At 72.3% G+C, this 23,845-nt stretch carries 14 protein-coding genes; 6 read left to right on the top strand and 8 right to left on the bottom strand.

From position 1 onward, the window contains the following. Positions 1 to 217: 217 nt before the first annotated feature. Entirely contained in the window at positions 218 to 3,169 is a 2,952-nt protein-coding gene (locus tag FM112_RS17250; RefSeq protein ID WP_176386777.1) for a hypothetical protein, read from the bottom strand. Between the two features lie 226 nt (positions 3,170 to 3,395). Here FM112_RS17250 and FM112_RS09910 point away from each other — a divergent pair, with 226 nt between their 5' ends. The 3 genes from FM112_RS09910 (at position 3,396) to FM112_RS09900 (ending at position 7,301) form a co-directional block, all read left to right on the top strand. Further along, positions 3,396 to 3,692 carry a rhodanese-like domain-containing protein gene (locus FM112_RS09910; protein ID WP_087007129.1) on the top strand — a complete coding sequence of 99 codons (297 nt, stop codon included), beginning with the start codon at positions 3,396 to 3,398 and terminating at the stop codon, positions 3,690 to 3,692. A gap of 92 nt (positions 3,693 to 3,784) precedes the next feature. Then, positions 3,785 to 5,593: a DNA helicase RecQ gene (recQ, locus tag FM112_RS09905; protein WP_087007007.1), complete on the top strand. Its 1,809-nt coding sequence runs from the start codon at positions 3,785 to 3,787 to the stop codon at positions 5,591 to 5,593. Positions 5,594 to 6,185: 592 nt separating this feature from the next. Continuing rightward, positions 6,186 to 7,301 carry a Gfo/Idh/MocA family protein gene (locus tag FM112_RS09900; protein ID WP_087007004.1) on the top strand — a complete coding sequence of 372 codons (1,116 nt, stop codon included), beginning with the start codon at positions 6,186 to 6,188 and terminating at the stop codon, positions 7,299 to 7,301. A 60-nt stretch (positions 7,302 to 7,361) separates the two neighbouring features. On the opposite strand, the gene FM112_RS09895 is transcribed toward FM112_RS09900, so the two are convergent. The 5 genes from FM112_RS09895 to FM112_RS09875 form a co-directional block, all read right to left on the bottom strand. Continuing rightward, positions 7,362 to 7,736, bottom strand: coding sequence for a hypothetical protein (locus FM112_RS09895; protein ID WP_087007002.1), 375 nt, complete (start codon positions 7,734 to 7,736; stop codon positions 7,362 to 7,364). A 3-nt stretch (positions 7,737 to 7,739) separates the two neighbouring features. Further along, the gene (locus FM112_RS09890; RefSeq protein WP_176386776.1) at positions 7,740 to 8,699 is read right to left on the bottom strand and encodes a neutral zinc metallopeptidase; all 960 of its coding nucleotides are present in this window, start codon (positions 8,697 to 8,699) and stop codon (positions 7,740 to 7,742) included. A gap of 495 nt (positions 8,700 to 9,194) precedes the next feature. After that, the gene (locus FM112_RS09885; RefSeq protein WP_254910447.1) at positions 9,195 to 11,222 is read right to left on the bottom strand and encodes an acyl-CoA dehydrogenase; all 2,028 of its coding nucleotides are present in this window, start codon (positions 11,220 to 11,222) and stop codon (positions 9,195 to 9,197) included. Positions 11,223 to 11,711: 489 nt separating this feature from the next. Beyond that, positions 11,712 to 12,944 (bottom strand): ABC transporter permease, encoded by a 1,233-nt coding sequence (locus tag FM112_RS09880; protein ID WP_087006998.1) that lies wholly within the window; start codon positions 12,942 to 12,944, stop codon positions 11,712 to 11,714. Further along, entirely contained in the window at positions 12,944 to 13,831 is an 888-nt protein-coding gene (locus tag FM112_RS09875) for an ABC transporter ATP-binding protein (RefSeq protein WP_087006996.1), read from the bottom strand. The genes FM112_RS09880 and FM112_RS09875 overlap by 1 nt, the downstream gene beginning before the upstream one ends. A 247-nt stretch (positions 13,832 to 14,078) precedes the next feature. Here FM112_RS09875 and FM112_RS09870 point away from each other — a divergent pair, with 247 nt between their 5' ends. From FM112_RS09870 to FM112_RS09860, 3 genes are read left to right on the top strand one after another with little or no spacing between them, the layout of a single operon-like run. Further along, a complete protein-coding gene (locus FM112_RS09870; RefSeq protein WP_087006994.1) occupies positions 14,079 to 14,810 on the top strand; it encodes an ECF transporter S component in 732 nt (243 codons plus the stop codon). After that, on the top strand, positions 14,807 to 16,897 hold the full coding sequence (locus FM112_RS17575; RefSeq protein ID WP_087006991.1) for an ABC transporter ATP-binding protein: 2,091 nt from the start codon (positions 14,807 to 14,809) through the stop codon (positions 16,895 to 16,897). Before FM112_RS09870 ends, FM112_RS17575 begins: the two co-directional genes overlap by 4 nt. Beyond that, on the top strand, positions 16,890 to 17,918 hold the full coding sequence (locus tag FM112_RS09860; RefSeq protein WP_176386775.1) for an energy-coupling factor transporter transmembrane protein EcfT: 1,029 nt from the start codon (positions 16,890 to 16,892) through the stop codon (positions 17,916 to 17,918). The genes FM112_RS17575 and FM112_RS09860 overlap by 8 nt, the downstream gene beginning before the upstream one ends. 757 nt (positions 17,919 to 18,675) lie before the next feature. Here the strand turns inward: FM112_RS09860 and FM112_RS09855 are convergent. Then, on the bottom strand, positions 18,676 to 21,735 hold the full coding sequence (locus FM112_RS09855; RefSeq protein WP_087006986.1) for a lamin tail domain-containing protein: 3,060 nt from the start codon (positions 21,733 to 21,735) through the stop codon (positions 18,676 to 18,678). Between the two features lie 317 nt (positions 21,736 to 22,052). Further along, positions 22,053 to 23,843, bottom strand: coding sequence for a DEAD/DEAH box helicase (locus tag FM112_RS09850; protein ID WP_087006984.1), 1,791 nt, complete (start codon positions 23,841 to 23,843; stop codon positions 22,053 to 22,055). Positions 23,844 to 23,845 lie beyond the last annotated feature (2 nt).

Genomic DNA, 23,845 nt, shown 5'->3' with positions numbered 1-23,845 from the left:
CACCGGCCACAAGACAGGAGCCCGACCTACCTGATCGGGACTAATAGCGCTGCTGGGCGCATAGAGACCTCCGCCGGGCTATTCATCCCATCCGAGCCGGGAACCGGGGCGTCCAGACGCCTGGGAACCCGGACGATGACGCGGAACCGCCCTCCCGCGTCGCCGCAGTGCGGCTGAGCGGGAGGGCGGCTCCGTGTCGGTGCGCCGGCGGCGCGGGCTAGACCTGGTGCCCGCGGTTGCGCAGGTAGGCGAGCACCGTCGGGTCCTCGGTCTTCGCGAGCCAGTCGAGCAGCTCGTTCGACGCCGAGGGCGCCGAGGCGAGGTACGGCCAGAGCTCGCGGTGCTCCTTCATCCAGTCGAGCTCCTCCGCCGGGGTGTCGGGGTTGAGCGCCTTGCGCGCGGCGGCCGCGAGGTCGACCTGGCCCGCAGGGGCCGAGGCCTCCGAGGCGGCGGATGCGTCGCTCGCCTCTTCGGCGCCGGGGCGCTCCGACTCGGCGGGCGCAGCGGGAGCCGGGGATGCGGCCGGCGCCTGCGCGGCGGCCTGCTTCTCGGATTCGCTGCCGAAGGGGCTGCGCGGCGCCTCGGCGCCCTGCCCGAAGGAGCCCTGGTCGGCCTGGCTCTGCGCGGGTGCGCCGAAGTTGACGGCCGGGGAGTCCTGCCCGGGAGCAGGAGCCGCGGGAGCCGGCTGCTCGGCGGGCGGCGGCGTCTGCTCGTCCGCGGCGGGGCGCTCCTGCGACTCCGCGGGCTGTGCGGGAGCCTGGCCAGGCTGCTCGGGAGCCTGGGCAGACTGCTCGGGAGCCTTCGGCGGGTCGAACGCCGACTGGCCGAACGGGCTCGAGGAGCCCGTCTCGCCGAATCCGCCCTTCGACTCGGTCGCGCCGTTCGAGTCCGCCGGCTGCTCGGCGCGCTGCGCCTCGCGGCGCGACTGCGGCGCGGACGTCTGCGCATCCTGCTCGGGCTGCGCAGCGGGAGCGGGCGCCTGCTGCTGGCCGAACGCGGGAGCGCCGAAGGCCTGCGCGGGCTGCTGGCCGAAGGGCGCCTGCTGCGGCGCATCCTGCTGCGTCCCGAAGCGGTCGCCCGGCTGGCCGGAGCCGCCGGCCGGCGAGGAGAGGTCGTCCGAGGGCCGGCCGAACTCGCCGCCGTTGCGCTGCTGACCCGCCGAGTCCGTCGGCTGGTCGAACTGCTGCCGACCGAAGTCCTGCCGGGGCGCATCCTGCCCGCCGAAGGCCGGGGGCTGCGGGGCCTGCTGCTGCGAGGCCTGCTGGCCGAAGCCCTGCTGCCCCTGCTGACCGGGCTGGGGCGCCTGTCCGGCCTGCTGGCCGAACTGGCCCGGCTGGCCCGGCTGGCCCGGCTGGCCCGGCTGGCCCGGCTGGCCCGGCTGCTGACCGTAGCCCTGCTGCGGGGCGCCGTACTGCTGCTGGCCGTATCCCTGCTGCTGGGGCTGCTGGCCGCCGTAGCCCTGCGGACCGTAGCCCTGCTGGCCGCCCGACTGGCCGAGCTTCATCGCACCGCCGGTGCTCTGGAAGTGCTCGCGCAACTCCTTCGGCAGCAGCAGGCCGAGCCCGATCATGATCGGCAGTACGAAGGTGCCGGCGAACATGTAGACGGCGGTAAGCGTGGAGGCGGTGTCGAAGCCGTCCATGCGCTGCTCGATGAGTCCGAAGATCGAGAGCAGCAGACCGGCCACCGCGATGCCGCCGGTGACGACCACGAGGGTGGTCTGCGAGGCCGTGACCTGCGGGCCGCGGAGCAGCAGGTAGCCGTAGGCCGCGCCGCCTGCGATCGCGAGCGAGAGGATCAGGATGAGGATGACCATCACGAGACGGCCGCCCTCGAGCTCCACCATGGCGAGGTAGTTGCTGTCCACGGGGATGAACGCGTTGACCGCGGCGACCACGAAGCTGAGCGCCACCGCTGCGACGACGAGCAGGCTGAGGCCAGCGCCGTTGAACCAGCGCGCGACGGGGTGCATCGGCTTGACCCGAGCCTCGGCATCGGGCGAGAGCGCGAGCGCGCCGATCGGGGCCGCGAAGACGAGGAGCGCGGGGACGCCGAACAGCGCCGCCGACTCGCGGCCGGTGATCGAGAAGCCGAGGCCGAAGGTGCCGTCGAGCAGCAGCGCGACGAGCGCGGCGGCGCCGACGCCGATGGCCACGAGCCGGCCCGGGGCCGAGCCGAGCAGGAACAGCACGGCCGGCAGCCCGAACAGCGCGAGGTGGAGGATGAGGACCGCGAGCAGGAGCACGATCTGGCCGAACGCCTCCGCCTGGCCCATGTAGATGAAGCTCGCGATGAGGCCGAGCAGCAGGGAGAGCACTGCCAGGCCGGCGAACACGTAGGCCAGCGTCTTGCCCACGAGCGACATGGTGCGGCCGAGCGGCGACTGCAGGCCGCCGATGGCGCGCAGCTCGTAGTCGCGCGGCTGCAGGATGAGCACCGCGCCGACCAGCGCGGCGGCCACGCCGCCGCCCAGGCCGAACAGCGGCAGCGAGGGCCCGCTGCTGCCGGTCACCTGGAACGCGAACATCGCGTCGAAGACGAAGTAGACGAGCGTGGTGACGATGACCGGCGCCTGCGCGCCGAGCCGGATGTAGTAGGTGCTCTGCGGCGAGAGCGGCAGGACGCCGAAGCGCGCGAGCAGCTGGAGGAAGCCGCCGAGGGCGCCGACGATGGCGGTGATGAGCGGCGCGATGCTCACCGCGGTGAGCGCGACGCCGTTCCGGCGCTCGAGGTCGCCGCCCCAGACCATGACGAGGGCGAGCAGCAGCAGCACGGGGCCGCCGATGTCGCGCAGCCAGTCGAGCTTCGAGCCCTGCACGGCCTGCGGCTTCGGACGCGGGGGCGCCTGCTGCTGGCCGAACTGGCCGGGCTGGCCCTGCTGGTCGTACTGTCCGGGCTGGCCGAACTGCGGCTGCCCCTGCTGGGGAAACTGGCCCGGCTGCTGCTGACCGAACTGCGGCTGCGGCGCGCCCTGCGCACCGAACTGGCCGTTCGGCGCCTGACCCTGCGACGGCTGCGGGGGCTGCCCGAAACCCTGCGGAGGCTGCGGCGTCTGGCCGAACTGGCCCGGCTGCTGGCCCTGGTTCTGCTGGCCGTAGCCGGGCTGGCCCGAGCCGCCGAACCCGCCGGGCTGGCCGCCCGGCGCCTGGTTCCAATTGCTGTCGGTCACTTTGGCTCCTTCGTACGCGGAGCGAATCGCTCCACGGATCGATCGCGTGTCATCAAGACGATCCGAGCGGCACATGGGCCCGGAGGTCCACGGGCGCCGGACACGGTCATCGCCCAGCCACCGAGCCTAGCGTCATCGTCCAAATATGCGGAGAGCGTCCGCGCAATACGACCTCAACGGCCGCGAATATCCGTCGGCAGTCGGACGCCCGTTCTACTATGCGGCCATGAACGAAATCACGCCCACCCAGCTCTTCTCGCTCGGCACCAACGTGCAGATCATCGACGTCCGCGAACCGGACGAGGTGGCTGCGGTGCGCATCCCCTGGGCGAAGAACGTGCCCCTGAGCGAGTTCTCGGAGCGCCTCGACGAGGTGCCGGTGGGCGCGTACATCATGTGCAAGGCGGGCGGTCGATCGGCCCGCGCCGTGCAGTACCTCGAGCGCCTCGGCCGCGACGCGACGAACGTCTCGGGCGGCATGGACGAATGGGAGGGCGCGGGCTATCCCGTCGAGCGCGACTAGCCGCTTCTCCACAGCTTCGCCCGGATGCCGGCGCCGTCCACAGACCGCGGCTGCCCGGCGCCGGCGTCGCGGGCAGCCCCTAGGCTGGACGCATGACTGATGTGGCGCTGTCGACCCTCGAACGGGTGTGGGGGTACTCGGAGTTCCGCGCGCAGCAGCGCGAGATCGTCGACGCGGTGATCGCGGGCCGGGACGCGCTGGTGCTGATGCCCACGGGCGGCGGCAAGTCGCTCTGCTATCAGCTTCCCGCGATCGTGCGCGAGGGCACCGGCATCGTCATCTCGCCGCTCATCGCGCTCATGCAGGATCAGGTTGCGGCGCTCGAGCAGCTCGGCGTGAACGCCGCGTTCCTCAACTCCAGCCTTGACCTCGACACGAGGCGCGAGGTCGAGGCCCGGTTCCTCTCCGGCGAGCTCGACATGCTCTATCTGGCCCCCGAGCGGCTTCAGGCATCGCTGCCGCTGCTCAAGCGCGGCAGGATCTCGCTGTTCGCGATCGACGAGGCGCACTGCGTCTCGCAGTGGGGCCACGATTTCCGCCCCGACTACCTCGGCCTCGGCGTCATCCATGAGGAGTGGCCCGATGTGCCGCGCATCGCGCTCACCGCCACCGCCACCGTGCAGACGCGGCAGGAGATCGCCTCCCGCCTGCAGCTCGAGGACGCCGAGCACTTCGTCTCGAGCTTCGACCGGCCGAACATCCAGTACCGCATCGTGCCGAAGCAGCGCGCCCGCGACTCCCTGCTGCGGTTCATCGGCTCGGAGCACGAGGGCGACGCCGGTATCGTCTACTGCCTCTCCCGCAAGTCGGTGGAGCAGACCGCCGAGTTCCTCCGCAAGGAGGGCCTCGACGCGCTCCCCTATCACGCGGGGCTCACGCCGGAGCAGCGCCGCTTCAACCAGAAGCGCTTCCTCCGCGACGAAGGCGTGGTGATGTGCGCCACGATCGCGTTCGGCATGGGCATCGACAAACCGGATGTGCGATTCGTCGCGCACCTCGACCTGCCCAAGTCGGTCGAGGGCTACTACCAGGAGACCGGGCGTGCGGGCCGCGACGGCGAGCCCGCGACGGCCTGGCTCGCCTACGGGCTGCAGGACGTCGTGCAGCAGCGCCGCATGATCGAGCAGGGCGAGGGCGACGCCTTCCGGCAGCGGCAGCAGTCGCTGCACCTGGACGCCATGCTCGCCCTGTGCGAGACGGCCGGCTGCCGCCGCCAGATGCTCCTCGGCTACTTCGGCGAGGAGGCCGAGCCCTGCGGCAACTGCGACAACTGCCTGCAGCCGCCCGAGACGTGGGACGGCACGGTGCCCGCGCAGAAGCTGCTGTCGACCATCGTCCGGCTCGACCGCGCCACGGGGCGCGCCTACGGGGCCGGGGCGATCATCGACATCCTGCTCGGCAAGCGCACCGAGCGCTCCGCGGCGCAGGGGCACGACCAGGTCTCGACCTTCGGCATCGGCACCGAGCTCAACGACGCGGCCTGGCGGTCGGTAGTGCGGCAGCTGCTCGCGATGAACATCATCGCGGCGGTCGGCGAGTACGGCGTGATGCAGCTCACGCCGCGCGGCGCGGAGGTGCTGGCCGGGCGCGAGCCGGTGGAGCTGCGCAAGGACGTCTCGGCGCAGGTCGCGCGCAGCTCGCGCCGCGCCGCATCCGCCGCCGCGGTGGAAGAACTGCAGCCCGCGCAGCTCGAGCGCTTCGAGGCGCTGCGCGAGTGGCGCCGCGAGACCGCGAAGGCGCAGTCGGTGCCCGCCTACATCGTCTTCAACGACTCCACGCTGCGCGCTATGGCGGTCGACCGGCCGAGCACCCTCACCGAGCTCGCCGGGGTGTCGGGCGTCGGCCGCGCCAAGCTCGAGCAGTACGGCGACGAGGTGCTCGAGGTCATCGCCTCGTCCTAGCCGCGCCCCGGCATGGGGCCGTCCCGACTCGCCCCTCAATCAGCACCCAGTTTGGCCTGCCCGCGCCCGACATGAGGCCGGCGCCGTCTTGGCTCCCCCTCAGTTCGTCCCGGCACACCCGCGTCCTCGCCGGCATGCGGCTATTTCGGCTCGTTGCTCCTCAGTTCGGCAACCGGGCATCCCACGCCCAGGATCGGCGCGCCCACGAACGGATCCGGCCCGCCCGCGCCCAGGATCGGCGTGCCCGTTGCCCAGGCCCGGCCCACCCGTGCCCGACTTCCTTGTCCCCGGTCCCGGTCGGCGACCGCGCTCCGCGCGCCCGTTCGCCTTGCGGCCTGCTGTTCCGGATGCGAATAGGGCGCATATCGCCATAACCGGGTTCTGCAGCCCATACGCATCCGGAACAGCAGCCGGGCGCCGGCACCGCGACAGCCTGCACCTCACCCCCGTCCGGCCGACGGCACACCCCGCTCCGACCGACGGCGCTCACATCCCCGCCACCAACACCCCCAACCGAACAACCCCGGCCCCAGCTTCCCAAAGTCCCGACACGGATTCGCGCGCCGCGACCGCTCCTGGGACAATCGCGGACATGACGACGACCGCTCCGGCCGTGCTGCCGCCGCTCCCCGCCGCCCTCGCCCGCCTCGCCGAAGGCGTCGAGCTCCTCGACCCGATGACGGCACCCGCCCTGCGCTGGGGCATCATCGGCGCCGGGCACATCGCCCGCCGGTTCGCCGAGGAGGTGCCCGCATACTCCTCCTCGCGCGTCGAGGCCATCGCCGCCCGCGACCTCGACCGGGCCCGCGCCTTCGCGCAGGAGCACGGCGCGCCCCGCGCGTACGGCGGATACCGCGAGCTCCTCGAGGACCCGGAGGTCGACGCCGTTTACATCGCCACCGTCAACCCGGCGCATCGCGAGCAGGCGCTGCTCGCCGTCGAGGCCGGCAAGCCCGTGCTCGTCGAGAAGCCCTTCGCCCTGAACGCCGACGAGGCCCGCGAGGTCTTCGCCGCGGCCCGCGAGCGCGGCGTGTTCGCGATGGAGGCGATGTGGACGCGCTTCCTGCCGCAGTTCGAGGTCATCCGCCGCATCGCGCGCAACGGCCTGCTCGGCGCACCCGTCAACGCCCACGCGAACTTCTCCGGCACCATGCTCGCCGAGGTCCCGAGGCTCGTGGAGCCGGCGCTGGGCGGCGGGGCGCTGCTCGACATCGGCGTCTACTCGATCTCGGCCGTCGAGGATGTGCTCGGGCCGCCGGAGTCGGTGGTCGCAGCCGGCCGGCTCATGGCCGGGCATCCCGTGGATGCCTCCGCCGCGGTGATCATGCGCACGGCCGCCGCCCTCGGAACCGCCCGCTGCAACCTCGACGGGCGGGCCGCCTGCCCCGCCGAGTTCTCCTTCGAGCACGGTATCCTCGAGCTGCCGGCCGATTTCTTCGCACCCGGCACGCTGCGGCTCTACGAGTTCGACGGCGACGGGCCCACGGAGGAGTCCGCGGACGGCGTGCACGGCGCGCGAATCGTCGAGTGGGATGCGACGGTGCCGGGCGGCTTCCAGTACCAGGTCGCGTCCTTCGCGCGGGATCTCGCGGCAGGCCGGGCGGAGTCGGCCGTGATGCCTCATTCGGCGACGATCACCGCGATGTCGGTGCTCGACCGCGCCCGCGCCGACATCGGCGTGGTCTACCCCGGGGAGGTCGCGCGGTAGCGCCGGGCACCCGCCCGGCGCGGCCATCGGCTGTCACGGCCCCGGCTGGGGCCGCGGCGATCAGAACAGCAGCTGGATGCGCGCGTAAAGCAGCACGAGCCCGGCCACGAGCAGCAGCCCGCCGCCCAGCAGCAGCCGGTTCCCGGTGCGCTGCCACCAGCCCTGCCGGGCCGGCGCGGCGGCGCGGGGCTCCGCATCCTCGCCCTGCTCGGCGAAGTCGTACGCCCAGCGCGGAGTGTCCTCGAAGTCGCGGGGCACGCCGTCCTCCGAGGGGTACTCGACCGCGCTCGAGTAGCTCGGCGCATCCGTTCCCGTCCGCCGCCGCTCCCGCACCAGCGCGACCGCGCCCGCCCCGCAGAGCAGCACGCCGGCCAGGATCATGAGCCCCGCGAGGCCGAAGCCGAGGAGGTGCATGAACAGCTGGATGGAAATCATGGGCTAGAGCTCCGAGTCGGAAACGGTGAAGGTATTGCAGGATGTCACACCTTGCTCGTAACCGCGCAGAAGCCACGTCGTGCGCTGCTCGCTCGTGCCGTGTGTGAACCGCTCCGGGTCCACCTCCATACCCGCCTGCTCCTGGATGTGGTCGTCGCCGATCGCCTGCGCGGCCGAGATGGTCTGCTCGATGTCGCTCCGCGTGAACTCCTGCAGGAGCGGCTCGCCGCCCTCGCCGACCGCGGTCGTGGCGTCCCGCATCCACGCCCCGGCGAAGCAGTCGGCCTGCAGCTCGGTGCGCACCGCGCCGCCGGACGGCCCTTCGTCCTGCGTGTTCGCGCTCGAGAGGATGCCCGCCACCTGCTGCACGTGGTGGCCCCACTCGTGCGCCACGACGTACATCTCGGCCAGCGGCCCGCCGGCCGCGCCATAGTCGGAGACGAGCATGTCGAAGAACTCGACGTCGATGTAGATGCTCGCGTCGGCCGGGCAGTAGAACGGGCCGATCGCGTTCGACGCGGTGCCGCAGGCCGAGGAGGTCTGCCCGGTGTAGAGGTAGATCGACGGGTGGGAGTAGTCGTCGATGCCGAGTTCCTCGGCCGCGACCGGCCAGAACTGCTCGAGCGACACCGACGCGCCCTCGATGCGGCAGTCGGTCGAGGCGTTCGCCTCGGCGCCGGTGCACTGGAAGTCCTCCTCGCTGTACGAGGAGTCGCCGCTCATGGCCGAGAACATGCCGCCGAAGAACTGGCCGATCGGCACGCCCAGCGCGTTGAGGATGAACAGGACCACGACGACGACGATGATGCCGCCGATCCCGCCGCGCCGGCCGAGCAGCGAGAACAGCGCCAGGATGCCGAGGCCGCTGCCGCCGCGGTTGCCGCCGGAGCCGGAGCCGCCCGAGGACGGGCGCCGACGTCGAACGTTGCTCGAGTCGAAGCGGGAGTCCTTGTTGAAGGTCATGGCACTGAGCGTAGCGGGAGCGGCCCCGGGCTCATAGGCCCGCTGCCGCGCTGTGGAGCGGCAGGAGCCGATCTCGCGGATGACGACGGATACGACGCGGCCGCAGCCGGCCGTGGGCGGTCGCAGCCAGTCGCGGGGCGGGATCGCGTGCCTGCGTGGCGCCCGCCGCGCTTCCCGATGCATGACCGGGTGGAAGGCCGTAGCTCTGCCCGGACGGCAGGCCGCGGCTCTCTCTGCCCGGGTGGCAGGCCGCGGCTCTGCCAGGGCGACAGGACGCAGCTCCGGAAGAGGGAGAGATCCGGCAGCCGGGCGAGCGGCCGAGACCGGCCTCGCATTTTCTGGCGACGGTTTCATGAAGGGATAGGGGTTCTGCGCGGCGGCGAAGGGGCGAATAGCCCCGGCATCGTGCTCTACGACGCTGCTCGGCTATTCGCCCCTATCCGGCACGGCCCGAACCGGGCGAACGACCCCCGTCGCTCACCCGGCCCTGCGGCGCTACCGCTTGGACTGCTTCGCCTGCTTGCGCTTCGCGCGGTAGACCGCGCGCTCGTCCTCCGGCAGGTCGCCGGATGCCCGCAGCCGCTCGTAGTAGGCCGCGGCCTCCTCCTGCCGCTCGCGCTCGGCGCCCGACGCGATCTTCGCGCGCAGGTGCGCATCCGTGTAGCCGAACGCGTCCACGAGCGACTGCGCGTGCGGGCGCAGCCTGCCGACGAGCCGCGCGATGTACGAGCTCACGAGCCGCGCGCGCTTGTTCGTGAGGCGCCCCGACATGAGGTACCACGAGAGATCGCGCTCGATGAGGCTCAGGCCGAAGAGATCGCGCAGCCAGGTGAGGATGCGGTGCGTCTCACTCTCGGGCTCGAACTCCTCGAGCTTGCGCGTGAACGCCTCCCACTGGATGAGCTCGCCGTACGCGCCCGCGGTGGTGATGAGCTTGTCCTGCAGCGCATTGAAGACGGCGGCGGCCCGGCCCGGCTGCTTGGACGCGCGGTTGAGGGCCATCGCGATCTCCGAGATCGGCTCCTCGACGCGGGCCGCGAGCAGCGCGCGCTGGTTCTCCGGCCGGCGGATCCAGCCGACCGATCGAGCGCTCGAGCCGAAGTCGTACGCGGCGCCGCCGAGGCGCGCCAGCCCGATGTCGCGGAACGCCCGCGAGGCCGCCTGCGCGACCACGAGTCGCGCCGACTCGCGCGCATCCGCATCCTTGAACTTCGCCGCGTAGTCGTCGAGCAGGCGCTTGCCCACGAGCTGCAGCAGCACGGTGTTGTCGCCCTCGAAGGTGGTGTAGACGTCGAGGTCGTGCCGCAGCAGCGTCAGCCGGTTCTCGGCCAGGTAGCCCGCGCCGCCGCAGGCCTCGCGCGCCGTCTGCAGCGTATCCATGCCCTGCCAGGTGGAGGTGGGTTTGAGCGCGGCGGCCAGCGTCTCGAGGTCGGCGCGGCGCTCGGGGGTGTCCCCCTCTCCCGAGAACACCGCGTCGAACTCGCGCAGGAACTCGTCGTGGGCGAAGGTCGACGCATAGGCCGTGGCGATGCGCGGGATGAGGCGGCGCTGGTGGCGGCCGTAGTCGAGCAGCATCGTCTCGCGGCCGCTTCCCGTATTGTCGAACTGGCGGCGCTGGTTGCCGTAGGTGATGGCGATGGCGAGCGCGGCCTGCTGGGCCACCGCGGCCGATCCGTCGAGCGAGACCCGGCCCTGCACGAGCGTGCCGAGCATCACGAAGAAGCGGCGTCCCGGCGACTCGATGGGCGAGCTGTAGGTGCCGTCGGGCGCGACGTCGCCGTAGCGGTTGAGCAGGTTCTCGCGCGGGATGCGCACGTTCGTGAAGTGCAGACGGCCGTTGTCGATGCCGTTGAGGCCGCCCTTGACGCCGTCGTCCTCGCCGCCCACGCCCGGCAGGAACTCGCCGTGCTCGTCGCGGAGGTCCACGTAGAAGGCGTGCACGCCGTGGTTCATGCCCTTCGTGATGAGCTGCGCGAAGACCACCGCCGCCCGGCCGTGCAGGGCCGCGTTGCCGAGGTAGTCCTTCCACGCGCCGCGGAAGGGCGTGTGGATGACGAACTCCTCCGTCTCGGCGTCGTAGGTCGCGGTGGTGCCGATCGAGGAGACGTCGGAGCCGTGCCCGGTCTCGGTCATCGCGAAGGCGCCGGGGATGTCCACGCTCATCACGCCGGGCAGCAACCGGTCGTGGTGCGGCTCGGTGCCGAGGTGCATGATCGCGGCGCCGAACAGGCCGAACTGCACGCCCGACTTGATCTGCAGGCTCGGGTCGGCGAGAAAGAGCTCCTCGAACGCGGCGATGTTGCCGCCGGGGTTCTCGCCGCCGCCGAGGTGCTTGGGGAACGACAGGCGCGGGGTGCCCTTCTCGGCGAGCAGCTTGAGCTGCTCGAGCGTGCGCTCGCGGTGCTCGGGCATCGCGAGGATGTCGTCCCGCCACATCGCGGGGTCCTCGACGATCTTGCGGGACCGCTGCCGCTCCTCCGCCCACGTGCCGAGGATCGCGCGGTGCACCTTCTCGATGTCGATCCCGCCCGGTTCCGCCGAGTCGAGGTCGGAGTCCTCGAGGTGCTCGTCGACGAGTTCGGTGCTCTGGTCAGTCACGAATGCGCTCCAATCGGGTCGTCGTCGCGGGCCGCTTCGCCCGCGCTCGAAATCTGCCCCCAGGTTAGGACCGCGCCCGTGCGGCGTCGCGGTCCTGCGCCGCGGCGCACAATCCGAGCCGGGCCCGCCCGGCCGCAAACTGGGGCCACCCTACAAATGCATCCACCGCAGCATGGCCACCCCCGACAAAACGGCACCCGTTCCGGAATTCTGGACGGGCGGTAGTCGCCGCTCTCGCGCAGATGCGTCGCAGATCGTCGTTCTGCAGTGTGCAGAACGACGATCTGCGACGCATCTGTTCCATGTCGGATGCCGGAGGCCGGGGCCGGCAACCGGCCGACACCGGGCGCCCGGACCGGCATGCGCGCCGGGCGCCGGGCTTCGAAGGACCCGGAAGCCCGGCTCGATACCCGCCTACTTGTTGCGGAAGGCGTCCACGACCTTGATCTTCGAGCCCGTGCGCAGGATGGAGTTCTGGTAGATGCGGGCCGCGAACCACAGCGCCACGACCACGGTCACGACGAGGATCGCGAGCGCCAGGAACGGCTCCCACCATTCGGTGCCCGTGTTGAACATCCGCACCGGCATCGCCACGGGCGCCGAGAAGGGGATGTAGCTCAGCCAGGTCATGAGCGTCTCGTTCTGATTCGCGATGATCACCAGCATGTACGGGATCATGATCAGCACCGTGAGCGGCGAGGTCGCGCTGGCCACGTCCTCGGGCCGCGAGACGGTGGAGGCGAGCGCCGCGTAGAGCGCCGCGAACAGGATGAACCCGGCGAGGAACAGCACCGCGAACCAGATCATGGGCGAGCCGAGCATCGAGAGCATGTCCTGCTGCCCCGTCGCCGCGAAGCAGCCGAGCGCCACGATCACGATCAGCAGCACCTCCGCGAAGGCCATGACCGTGCCGCCGATCACCTTGCCGGCGAGCACCGTGACCGGCTTCACCGTCGCGAGCAGCAGCTCCACGATGCGCGAGGCCTTCTCCTCGATCACGGTCTGCGCGATGCGCTGGCTGAACATCATGATCGACATGAAGTAGAGCAGCGCGAAGGCGAGCGCGAGGAAGTAGTTGGCCATCGCGTCCCCGCCCGAGGCCTCGGGCTCGAGGAAGCCCTCTCCCGGCGCGATCGTGAGCATGCCCGAGAGCATCTCGGGCACCTCGTCGGAGCCCACGAGCACGAAGGGCAGCTCGGCGAAGGCGCTCGTGTCGAGCTGCGATCCGTCATCGGCGTAGAGCTGCAGGCCCACCGCCTCCGGTCCCGAGACGAGCGCGACGTCGGCACGATCCGACTCGACCGCGGCGACGGCGTCGTCCGCCGAGCCGGCCGACTCGAACGTGATGCCCTCGAGCTCGCCGAACGCCTCCGCGTCCACCGTGGTCGCGACCGTGGTCTCGTCGTCGCTCGTGAACAGCGACTGCATCATATTGCCGATCAGGTTCTGGCCGAGGATCACGGCCGCCACCGCGACCACCGTGATGACCATGCTCCAGATGAACGCCTTCGAGCGCACCGTGGTGAGGATCTCGCGCATGGCGATGAGCTGGATGCCCTTGCCCGCGCCGAGCGGCCGGGCCAGGGTGTCGGGCCGCCGGCCGTCGCGGGGCGCCCCGGTGGTCTCGGGAGTCGAGTTCGCAGTCATCAGCGCACCTCTTTGAAGATCGTCGAAAGCTTGACCAGTTCGTGGTTGAACGTGCGGACCGGGCCGCGGGCGATGGCCTGCTGCAGCAGCTGCTGGCTGCGCGCATCCGTGTCCTCGCCGTCGATGCGGAAGATCAGATCGCGGCCCTCGCGCGAGACCTCGGCGACGTCGGGCTCCTGCAGCAGCCACGCCTCGTCCTCGAGCTGGATGCGGAAGAGCCCGTGCGAATGCTGCTCCTGCAGCGCCTGCCGCGAGCCCGAGGCGCGGATCTGCCCGTTCGAGATGATGACGAGCTCGTCGCTGAGCCGCTCGACCACGTCGAGCTGGTGCGAGGAGAACAGCACGGGCACGCCGCGCGCCGCCTGCTCCTGCAGCACGCCGAGCACGACGTCCACCGCGATCGGGTCGAGTCCCGAGAACGGCTCGTCGAGGATGAGGAACTCGGGGTCGTGCACGAGCGCCACGCAGATCTGCGCGCGCTGCTGGTTGCCGAGCGAGAGCGCCTCGACGTTCTCGTTCGCCCGCTCCGAGAGGCCGACCCGCTCGATGAGCTCGTCCGCCCGCTTGGTCGCGGCGGCGGTGGCCACCCCGTGCAGCCGGGCGAAGTAGATGACCTGCTCGCGCACCTTCATCTTGGGGTAGAGGCCGCGCTCCTCGGGCATGTAGCCGAAGCGCGCGCGGTCGGTGTCGGTGATCGCGTGGCCGTCGAGCAGCACCTCGCCCCGCGTGGGGCGGATGAGGCCGAGGATGGACCGCATCGTCGTGGTCTTGCCGGCGCCGTTCGCGCCGACGAAGCCGGTGAGGTGCCCGCTCGTGACGGTGAAGGAGACGTCGTCGAGCACCTGCCTCTCGCCGTACCAGTGACTGATGTTCCTGACGTCGAGCACGGTGGTCTCCCCCTGTGTCGTTCCGCACGAGCGATTTGCCCACCGAAACTAGCATGCGGGTGCGGCCACAGCTTCACTGGAAGCCGACAGCCCGGAGGTTCTCCTCCGGGCCCGCTGTTCCGGATGCGAATAGCCTTCAGAAACCGATAATGCGGCTCCGAACCCTATACGCATCCGAAACGACAACCGCGGTCGAGAGCAGCCCCTTGCGGACTCCCGCGCGCCGGTAGACTGGTAAGGGTTACCTATGAAGAACATCAGCACTCGCCTCCTCCTCGCCTGCGCCGCAATCGGCGTCGCGGGCGGCGTTCTGTTCACCGCGCACGCCTGGGTGGGCGGGCTGACCGTCAACACGATCCCGTTCCTGTACGGCATCACGATGGGCCTCTACTTCCTGCCGGGCGCGCTCGCGCAGGCGCTGTTCCACCGCGGCGGCGTGGCGCTGCTCACGGCCGCGCTCTCCGGGCTCGTCGCGAGCCCGTTCCAGCCCATCGGCTTCATGGCCTTCCTCATCGGCCTCGCGATCGGCGCCGCGCAGGAGCTGCCGTTCCTCATCGCCCGCTACCGCTACTGGAAGCGCTGGCTGTTCGTCCTCAGCTCGGTGCTGCAGGGGCTCTTCGTCACGGGCGCCGCGTTCGGCATCCTCCGCGGCCACGACTACGACGTGCTCGGCTCCGCGCTGATCGTCGTCTGCTTCTTCATATCCCCGCCGATCTTCACGCTGATCGCATTGTGGCTCGCCGACGCACTCGACCGCGCCGGCGTGGCCCGCGGCCTGCGGATGGACGAGCGCCGCCTCGCCTCCCAGCGCAGGCGCCCGGCGGATGCCGCGGCACCGACCAAGGGAGCGGACGGCGCCGGAGCGGCCGCGACGGATGAGCATCCCGAGAGGTCGCCGCGCGGCCCCAGCGCGAAGCCCGATGCCCCGCCGGCCGGTGCGGGCACCGACGCATCCGCCTCGCAAGACCGGACCACGTGACCAACCCCGCGCTCATCCGCGTCGAGTCGCTGAGCGTCACGCACCGCGATGCCGAGCGGCCCACTCCGGCGGAGGTGTCGTTCGAGGTGCGCCCGGGCGAGGCGCTGCTCGTGCTCGGCCCCTCCGGCTGCGGCAAGTCCACGCTCTCGCTCTCGCTGAACGGGCTCGTGCCGAAGGCGATGTGGGCGGAGGTGGACGGCTCGGTCGCGCTGTCGGGTCGGCCGCTGGCCGACCTCGAGCTGGCCGAGGCGAGCCGACACGCCGCGATGGTCTTCCAGGATCCGGATGCCCAGATCGTCGCCGCCACCGTCTTCGACGAGGTCGCGTTCGGCCCCGAGAACCTGTGCGTGCCGGCCGAGGAGATCGACGCGCGGGTCGAGCGGGCGCTGCGCGACGTGGGGCTGTGGGAGCGGCGCGAGGATGCGCCCGAGCTGCTCTCGGGCGGCGGCCGCCAGCGCCTCTCGATCGCGGCGGCGCTCGCGCAGGGCTCGCCGCTCGTCATCCTCGACGAGCCGACCGCGAACCTCGACCCGCACGGCGCGCGAGAGGTCTACCGCGTGCTCGACCGGCTGCTCGAGGAGCGCCGCATCGGCGTGGTGCTCATCGAGCACAACCTCGACGAGGCGCTGCGCATCGCCACCCGGGCCCTCGTGCTCGACGCCGACGGCGCGCCCTTCCTGACGGGCACGCCGCGCGAAGTGTTCGTCGAGCACGCCGAGGAGCTGTCGGCGCTCGGAGTCTGGCTGCCGATCGCCACCGCCGCGGGCGCGCGGCTGCGGTCCGCGGGATGGGCGTTCCGGGAGCTGCCGCTCACCGTCGCGGAGCTGCGCGAGGCGCTGCTCGCGGCTCCGGCGCCGGGAGCCTCCCCGGGCTCCGGCGCTGCGTGCGACCCTGCCGATGCCGCGGCAGATGAGCCGGCTGCCTCCACTGCCGATACCGCCGCAACCAGCACGCCGGGCGCATCCGAGGGGCTCACCGGCCCGGCTACGTTCGCCGCCGACACCTGCACGGCCGCACCCGCCAGCCCCGCAACCGACGCGCCAAGCGTCCCCGACGGGCTCACCGTGTCGTCGGCTTCCGCACCGCCCGCCGCCGCACTTGCCGGATCCCCCTACTCGGCCGCCCGCTCCACGATCCCGACGACCGCGAGCGCCGATCCGGTGCTGCGGGCCGAGGGGCTCACCGTGCGCCGCGGCAGGCGCACCGTGCTCGACGGCGTCTCGCTCGACGTGCCCAGGGGCGCGTTCGTCGCGGTCGTCGGGCCGAACGGCGCGGGCAAGAGCACGCTGCTGCAGTCGCTCGCGGGCATCGAGACCCCGCCGCGCGGCGCGGTGACCGTGTTCGACCCGGACTACGCCGGCGCGCCCCCGACCGGCCGCGATGTCGCGCGCCTCGGCGTGCGCGACCTGCGCGATCGCATCGGCTACGTCTTCCAGAACCCCGAGCACCAGTTCCTCGCGAACACGGTCCGCGAGGAGCTCTCGCTCGAGCCGCGGGCCCGGCGGCTCGACGAGCCGCTCGTGACCGGACGCGTCGCCGCCGCCCTCGCCCGCTTCGGGCTCGAGCGGGTCGCGGACCTGCATCCCTTCCTCCTCTCGGGCGGGCAGAAGCGGCGACTCTCGGTGGCCACGGCGCTCATGTCGGAGGCGCCGGTCCTCGTGCTCGACGAGCCGACCTTCGGACAGGATCAGGCGCGCGCCGTCGAACTCGTCGACATGCTCCGACAGCTCAACGACGCGGGCACGACCGTGCTCATGGCCACCCACGATCTGCAGCTCGCGGCCGAGGTCGCCGACCGGCTCATCGTGGTCGACGCCGGCCGCATCGCCGCCCACGGCCCCACGCCCGAGGTGCTCGCGGGCCCCGTGCTCGAGGAGGTCGGGATCGGCCTGCCGCCGCTGGCCACGGCCTTCCGGAGGCTCGACTCGCAGCCGCGGCTCTCCGGGATCACGCGGATGCGCGATCTGCCGGGCCCCGCAGTCGGTCGCGGGCCCGGCGCGGCGGCCTTCGGCGGGCACCTCGGCGCGGCGCCGGACGCACCCGGCGCCGCCACTCCCGGATCCGGGGCGGGTGATCGCCGTGGCTGATCCCCGACCGCGAATCGACCCGGGAGACGCCCGGCCCGCCGACGAATCCGCATCGCTGCCTGCCGGACCCCCGACCGCCGGAGGACGGCGGGGCGCTTCCTCATCCGCCGCTCCGCGGCCGGGCGCGTCCGCCGTCGGGCGTCCGGAAACTGCACAGGTCCGGGCGGCCGCCGGCCGCGCCCGGAGAGCACGGAACCGCCGCTCCGGAAACCGCCTCGACCGTCCGTCGATCGCGGAGGCCGAATCGCTCGGGCTGCCGCTGCTGCACCGCATCCATCCCTTCGCGAAGCTCGGCGCGGCGCTCGTGCCGATGATCGCGGTCTTCTTCGTCGGCGGCTTCGCGATCCCCGCCGGGCTCGTCGCCGTCGCGGTGCTCGCGCTGCTCTTCGGGTCGGCGATGCGGTGGCCGCAGCGCGTGCTGCTCGTGCTCGGCTTCCCCCTGCTCGCGCTCGTGCTCTCCGTCACCCTCGGCATCTGGATCGACCCCGCGGAGGTGGCCGGCACTCCCCCGATCGTGAGCATCGGCGACTGGCATTTCCGCGTCGGGGCCTGGGAACGCGGTCTCGAGACCTCTTCGCGGCTCGTCGCGATCGTGGCGCTCGCGCTGTTCAGCGGCTCGACGACCGCGGGCGGCGACTTCGTCCGCGCACTCGTGCAGCAGCTGCGCGTCCCCTACCGATTCGGCTACGCGGGGCTCGCCGCGTTCCGCTTCGTGCCGCGCTTCCGGCTCGAGCTCGGCATCATCCGGCAGGCGCACCGGGCCCGCGGCATCTCCTTCGGCCGCGGGCCGTGGGGATGGGCGAAGCGGCAGCTCTCCTCGCTCGTGCCGCTGCTCGCCGCCGCGCTGCGCCACTCCGATCGCGTGGCGCTCTCGATGGATGCGCGCGGATTCGGCTACCGGCCCTACCGTACCGAGCGGCACCCGATACGCTTCCGTCCCTGCGACGCGGCGTTCCTCGCCGTCATGCTGCTGCTGTTCGCCGCGGTGTTCGTCGCCGGCGTCCTGCTCGGGCTCGCGTAGCGCGGGCGGGGCCGCTGCTCGGCCTCATGCGGGACGTGAGTGGACCCGCGGTGGAGCAGGGCGCCGCGGTTCGCGGCGGGCCAGCCGTGATCCCTGCCAACGGCATGACCCGGCCCGCGCTCTTTCGCAGCGTTCTGCGGACGCAGTTCCGACGATGCCCTGCGCTCCCGGGGCGGTTCCCCCGTTCTCGGGCACCCGTGAAGTCGGCATACATAGGACAAATGGCGGTGCCGCCGCTCCCGATCTGCACTAGGAGGGCAATTTCAGCGCTATCCCCCGCTATACGGGGACATAGCCCTGCGGCTGCCCTCCTAGTGCAGAACCACGTCGGCGGAAGCGGGGCGACGGCTGCGACGTGCGCTGTGTTCCGTCCCGGCGAGAGTGCGGCCGACACCCCTGTCCACCCACGGACGCCTCACCCTTCGGTCGCCCGCGGAAGCCGGCACAGAGACTGCCTGTCAGCCCCCGCCGAATCGCCCTGCGCCCCGCAGGAACCGGCGCAGAGACACCGGTCGACGGCCCACAGCAGCCGAGCTGCGCTAGGACGCCCGCACCCCATCCCTTCAAAGCCAGCGCAGGGGCTACTGATCAGGGATCCCCTATCGAATTGCCCTGCGCCTGCACCGCCCAACCCGGCAGAAGCCGGACCCCCGCGACCGAGCTGCACTAAGACGCCCGTGGCGCCCTTATCCCCGCAAATCAGCGGGGATAGGGCGCTCACAGACGTCTTAGCGCAGAACCTGACGGATATCGCCGGCTACTCCTTGCCGCTCCGGCGACGCAGGAAGAACAGCAGCGCCCCCAGGACCACGAGCACCACGCCGGCGATGATCACCCACGTGATGCCGTCGGCGCCGGTGCGCGCGAGATCGCCCGCCTCGGTCGAGCCGTCCTCGCCGTCCGAAGCGGCGCCATCGGCCGTGCCTTGAGCAGCGGCCCCGCTGTCCGAACCGCCTGCCGTCGCGCCATCCGCAGCGGCCGCGTCGCCCGTCCCCTCGGCGCCGGCATCCGCCGACCCGTCGGCGCCGGCGTCCGCGGAGCCATCGGCGTCCTGCCCGCCCTCGACGGCCCCCTGCGCGTCCTCGCCGCCGTCCGCAGCAGCGGTGTCGTCGCCGTCCTGACCGCCGTCGGCCGTGTCATCGGCCGAGCCGTCGTCGACGGGCGTGCACTCGAGCGGGGCGGTGCGCAGCGCCCCCGAGGTCACGCCATCCTCGAACCACCAGGCGGGCCGCTGCCCGTCCACGCAGTAGTCGGTCGGGGAGGTCGCGAAGCCCTCGTTGTTCACGTTCGGCATCGACGCGGGCCGGTCGACGTGGACCACCTCGACGCCGGGCTGCACCTCCACCGCGGCGGCCTGCGCCACGGTCGGCTGCACGAACGAGACCTGGGCGAGCCGCCCGTCGTAGCCGTCGTCCGACTCGACCCACAGCACGCCGAGCGCCTCGTCGTAGTCGAGGCCCATCGCGCCGCCGATCCGCGGGTCGATGTCGGCGATCTGCTCGGCCGAGCCGTCCTCGCCGAGCACGTAGGCGTAGACGTGCCCGTTGTCCTCGAGCGCCACGAAGAACACGCCGTCGGACACGGCGCCCGGGTAGTCGGCCGGGTCGAACGCCTCGCCGGTGCGCTCGTCGATCAGCACGCCCTCGAGCACGTCGTTCGAGACCCACTCCACGGCCTCGATGCCCATGTTCGCCGAGACGGCGGGCAGGGAATCGGTGAGGTCCCACTCGCGGTCGGCGACGATGTCCGGGCCGGGCTGCTCGGAGTCAACGCCGAGGATGGCGTTGAAGTTCGTGCCCTTGTCGGAGTTGTCGCGCTCGACCGCGAGATAGGCGGTGCCGTCGCCGGCGAGGGTGATGCCCTCCGCATCCGGGCCGGCCGAGGTCGGGTCGTCGGACTGGAAGCGCACGCGCTTGCCGTCCTCCCAGCCCTCGGCGAACGCGACGGAGCCGTCCCGCTCCGCGTCGAGCTTCCAGATGGTGCCGGTGCCGTTGTCGACGGCCCACAGCGCGCCCTCGTGGAAGTCGAGGCCCGAGGAGTCCTCGAGGAACATCGGCTCCTCGTCGACCACGGCCACCTCGTCGGCGCCGGGCCAGGGCTCGACTCCGGGGATGCCGGGGCACGAGTTCGCCGCGCCGGGCGTGGGCTCGGCGGTGACCGCGAACTCGCCGGTCAGATCGGGGCAGCGGCCCCAGGTCTCGGCCGCGTGGCCCTCCCACTCGGCGGATTCGACGAGGGCCCCGCCCTCGTAGATCCGCACCGAGTCGCTGCCGCCGAGGCCGAATCCGAACTCCGCCTCGGTGAGCACGAGGTAGCCGCCGACCTCGATCGAGGTGCCCTCCGGGAGCTCGTAGGCGTGGGCGTCATCGTCGTCCTTGATCACGAGGCCCGAGACGTCGAGCGGCTCGGATGCGGGGTTCGCGAGCTCGATCCAGTCCTCGCCGTCCGAGGCGTCGCTCGACTCGATCTCGTTGAGCACGACCGGGTTGCCGCAGGCGTTGGGCCGGCCCTTGGTCGAGACCTCGACGTCGGCGAACTCGCCCGTGCCGTCGGGGCAGCGCTGCAGGCTGCCGTTCCCGTGGCCGTTCCAGGTGTGCTCGTCGACGGTCTGGCCCGCCGCATCGCGGAGGGTCGCGGTGTCGCCGCTGCCGAGGCCGAAGGCGAACTCCGCGTTCTCGTCGAAGACGAAGAGCGCACCGGGTTCCAGCACCGTGCCCTCGGGCAGCGGCGTCGTGTCGTTCGCGTGACCGATCGGGTCGTCGTCCATCACCGTCCAGCCGGAGATGTCCACTGCCGTGCCGCCCGTGTTGATGACCTCGACCCAGTCGTTCGTGTCGCCGTTCGACTCGATCTCGTTGATCGCGACGGCGGGGGCGACGCACTCGTTCGCCTCGCCCGGCGTCGCGAACGCGAGCGCGAACGGGCCCGTCGTGTCGGGGCAGCGCCCGAGCGTGGCCGCCGCCTCGTCACCGTCGATGTTCGCATGCTCGGTCCAGGAGTGCTCCTGCACGAGCTCGCCCGAGGGGTCGTACACGCGGATGGAGTCGCCGGAGCCGATCCCGATGGCGGACTCGAAGGTGCCGGGCTTCCATTCGGCGCCGTCGAGGAAGAGGCCCTCTGCCTTCGCGTCCACGACGAGGTGCTCTCCTGCCGCGATCGACGCGCCGTCGGGGAAGCGCCAGCGGTGGTCGTCCGAGTTGTCGCGCACCTCGTAGCCGGCGAGGTCGAGCGCCTCGTCGCCCGGGTTGACGAACTCGATCCAGTCGGAGGGGCCGGAGTCGATCTCGTTGAGCACGAGCTCGGCGTCGACAGGCTCGGGCTCCGGCTGCTCGCAGTCGTTCGGGCCGCCGAGCGTGAGCTCGGCCGCGTGCGCCCAGTCGCCCGTGCCGTCGGGGCACCGGGCCCACACCGCGATCGGCGCGGTGTTCTCGTAGTCGAGGCGGTCGACGACCGCGCCGGCCGCATTCTTGAGCACAACCGAGTCGCCCTTGCCGAGGCCGAAGGGGAAGTCCTGCTCGTCGCCGAGCATGACGAAGTACTCGCCGGACCCCACGACCGTGCCCTCGGGGATGTCGGCCTCCCCCGGCCGATCCTTGTCGTCGTGCAGGCTCCAGCCCGAGATGTCGACGGGCGAGGCGCCCGGATTGTAGAACTCGACCGCGTCGACCTCGCCGGTGTGCGCGTCGTCGTAGTTCACCTCGTTGATGACGATGCCGTCCTCGTCCGGCGCCGCCATCGCGCCGGGGGCCGCGACGAGCACGGCTCCTCCGATCGCGATGGCCGCTGCCGCCGAGAGTCCTGGGCGCAGTCCGCGCATTCCTCGCTCCTTCGGTGTGAGAACACAACTGCGCCAGTGAAGCGGAGCGGAGCGAGCCGCCGGTTACCCGGAGGTGAACGGGGCATGACGGCGGCGGCCCGCGGCGGATTCCGCGGAATGGATCTGCACTAGGAGGGATGTTTCGGCGCCATCCCCCGCTATACGGGGACATGGCCCGCTGATTGCCCTCCTAGTGCAGATGGTCGGTGCTCAGGACGCCGTTGCACGCGCGATGTGCGCCCGGAACGGCAGCTGTGCAGACGCGCGCAGCCACGCGGGTCACACGCCCTGCCGCGACCAGCCGATGCCGCAGGGGTTCAGTACGCGAGGAACTCGTCGAGCTCCGGGCCGCCCGGACTCGCGCGGATGAAGGGCGCGTCGATCTCCGCGTCGCCGAGGACGGCCACCATCTTCCGCTCTCGGCCGGGCTGCACGAGCGTGGCCACCAGGCCCCGGTTGCCCGCCCGCCCGGTGCGACCGGCGCGGTGCAGGTAGGCCTTGTAGTCGGCGGGAGGATCGGCCTGCACCACCAGCCGCACGTCGTCCACGTGGATGCCGCGCGCCGCGACGTCGGTGGCGACCAGCACGTTCACGCCGCCGTGGGTGAACTCCGCGAGGTTCGCCTGCCGCTGCTTCTGATCGAGGTCGCCGTGGAGGGCGACGGCGCGCACCCCGTGCCCCGCGAGCGCCTGCGCGAGCTCCTCGGCACCGGCGCGCATCCGCCGGAAGATGAGGACGCGGCCGCCCGATCCGGCGAGCTGCGCGAGCACGGGCTCGCGGTCGCGGCGGTCGACGATGAGCACCCGGTGCTCGATCTCGCCGAGCGCGTCGTCCGCGACCTCGTGCACGGCGGGGCTCGGCAGGTACTTCTCGACGAGCCCGAGGACCTGCGCGTCGAGCGTGGCCGAGAACAGCATCCGCTGCCCGGTGGGCCGCGTCTCGTCGAGCAGCCGCTCGACGGGCTCGATGAAACCCATGTCGCTCATCTCGTCGGCCTCGTCGAGCACCGTGATGACCACCTGCGAGAGGTCGAGGTTGCCGCGGCGCACGAGGTCCTCGACCCGCCCCGGCGTGCCGATCACGATGTCGACGCCGCGGCGCAGCGCCGTGTTCTGCTTGCCGTAGGCGACACCGCCGTAGACCTGCGTCGTGAAGAGCCCGAGCGCGCGGGCCAGGGGCTGCACCGTGCGGTCGAGCTGCAGCGCGAGCTCGCGCGTGGGCGCGAGGATGAGGGCCTGCGGCGCGCGGCCGACGCCCTGCTTGCGGTTGCCTCGCAGCCGGTAGAGCCGCTGCACGAGCGCGCTGCCGAACGCGATGGTCTTGCCCGAGCCGGTGCGGCCGCGGCCGAGCACGTGCCGCCCGCCCAGCGCATCCGGGATCGTCGCCACCTGGATGGGGAACGGCTCGTCGGCGCCGAGCTCGGCGAGCGCGCGGATGAGCTTCGGATCGAGCCCGAGGTCGGCGAAGCGCACGCCCTCGGCGTCCGCGACGGAGGTGATGCGCGCCTCGAGCCGGTCGTGCACGACGTGCTCGCGCTCGCGTCGCGGCTCCCGCGCCTGGTCGCCCGCGAGGAACTCGTCGATCGCCCGATCGCGCTCACGCTGGGCGCGCGCCTTGTCGCGCTTCTGCCCGCCGGTGCGGGCGCGGGATGCGGACGCCCCGGCGGAGCCGCCGGATGCGCCGTGCGCGGGCCGCGAGCCGGCGGGCCGCTCGTGGCGGGCATACCCGTCATGCGAGCGCTCGCCGCCGGGCCGGTCTTCGCGGGACCGCTCGCCGCGGGACCGGCCGTCGCGGGCACGCTCATCACGGGCGCCGTCTTCGCGGGACCGCTCGCCGCGACCGGGCGCACCCGCGCCCCGGCCCCCGGAGTCCCGGCCGTCCCGCGCCGGAGCGCCGTGCGCGCGACCGCCGCGCGCATCCGCGCCGCGACCCGGCCGGCCCGAACCCGAGCCGTCGCGGGAGGCCCCGCCATCGCGCCCGGCGCCGTCCCGCGCGCCCGCCGACTCCCCGGCATCCTGCGCCGGGAGCCGCCGCTTGCGGGCGCCCTTCTTCTGCGCCGCCTTGCGGGGGTCGTAGTCCCTCGGGGGCCGGTAGCCGCGTTTCGCCATGG

The organism is Gulosibacter sp. 10, from assembly GCF_900163695.1.
Taxonomy (GTDB): Bacteria; Actinomycetota; Actinomycetes; order Actinomycetales; family Microbacteriaceae; genus Gulosibacter.
The sequence above is the reverse complement of the archived record's forward strand: the minus strand, read 5'-3'. Positions and strand labels throughout refer to the sequence as shown.

Bases quoted from the DNA above. Each gene is read 5' to 3' on its own strand.
- recQ (WP_087007007.1), top strand. From the start codon at position 3,785: ATGACTGATGTGGCGCTGTCGACCCTCGAACGGGTGTGGGGGTACTCG.
- FM112_RS09850 (WP_087006984.1), bottom strand. From the start codon at position 23,843: ATGGCGAAACGCGGCTACCGGCCCCCGAGGGACTACGACCCCCGCAAG.
- FM112_RS09870 (WP_087006994.1), top strand. From the start codon at position 14,079: ATGAAGAACATCAGCACTCGCCTCCTCCTCGCCTGCGCCGCAATCGGC.
- FM112_RS09895 (WP_087007002.1), bottom strand. From the start codon at position 7,736: ATGATTTCCATCCAGCTGTTCATGCACCTCCTCGGCTTCGGCCTCGCG.
- FM112_RS09880 (WP_087006998.1), bottom strand. From the start codon at position 12,944: ATGACTGCGAACTCGACTCCCGAGACCACCGGGGCGCCCCGCGACGGC.
- FM112_RS09890 (WP_176386776.1), bottom strand. From the start codon at position 8,699: ATGACCTTCAACAAGGACTCCCGCTTCGACTCGAGCAACGTTCGACGT.
- FM112_RS09910 (WP_087007129.1), top strand. From the start codon at position 3,396: ATGAACGAAATCACGCCCACCCAGCTCTTCTCGCTCGGCACCAACGTG.
- FM112_RS09855 (WP_087006986.1), bottom strand. From the start codon at position 21,735: ATGCGCGGACTGCGCCCAGGACTCTCGGCGGCAGCGGCCATCGCGATC.
- FM112_RS09900 (WP_087007004.1), top strand. From the start codon at position 6,186: ATGACGACGACCGCTCCGGCCGTGCTGCCGCCGCTCCCCGCCGCCCTC.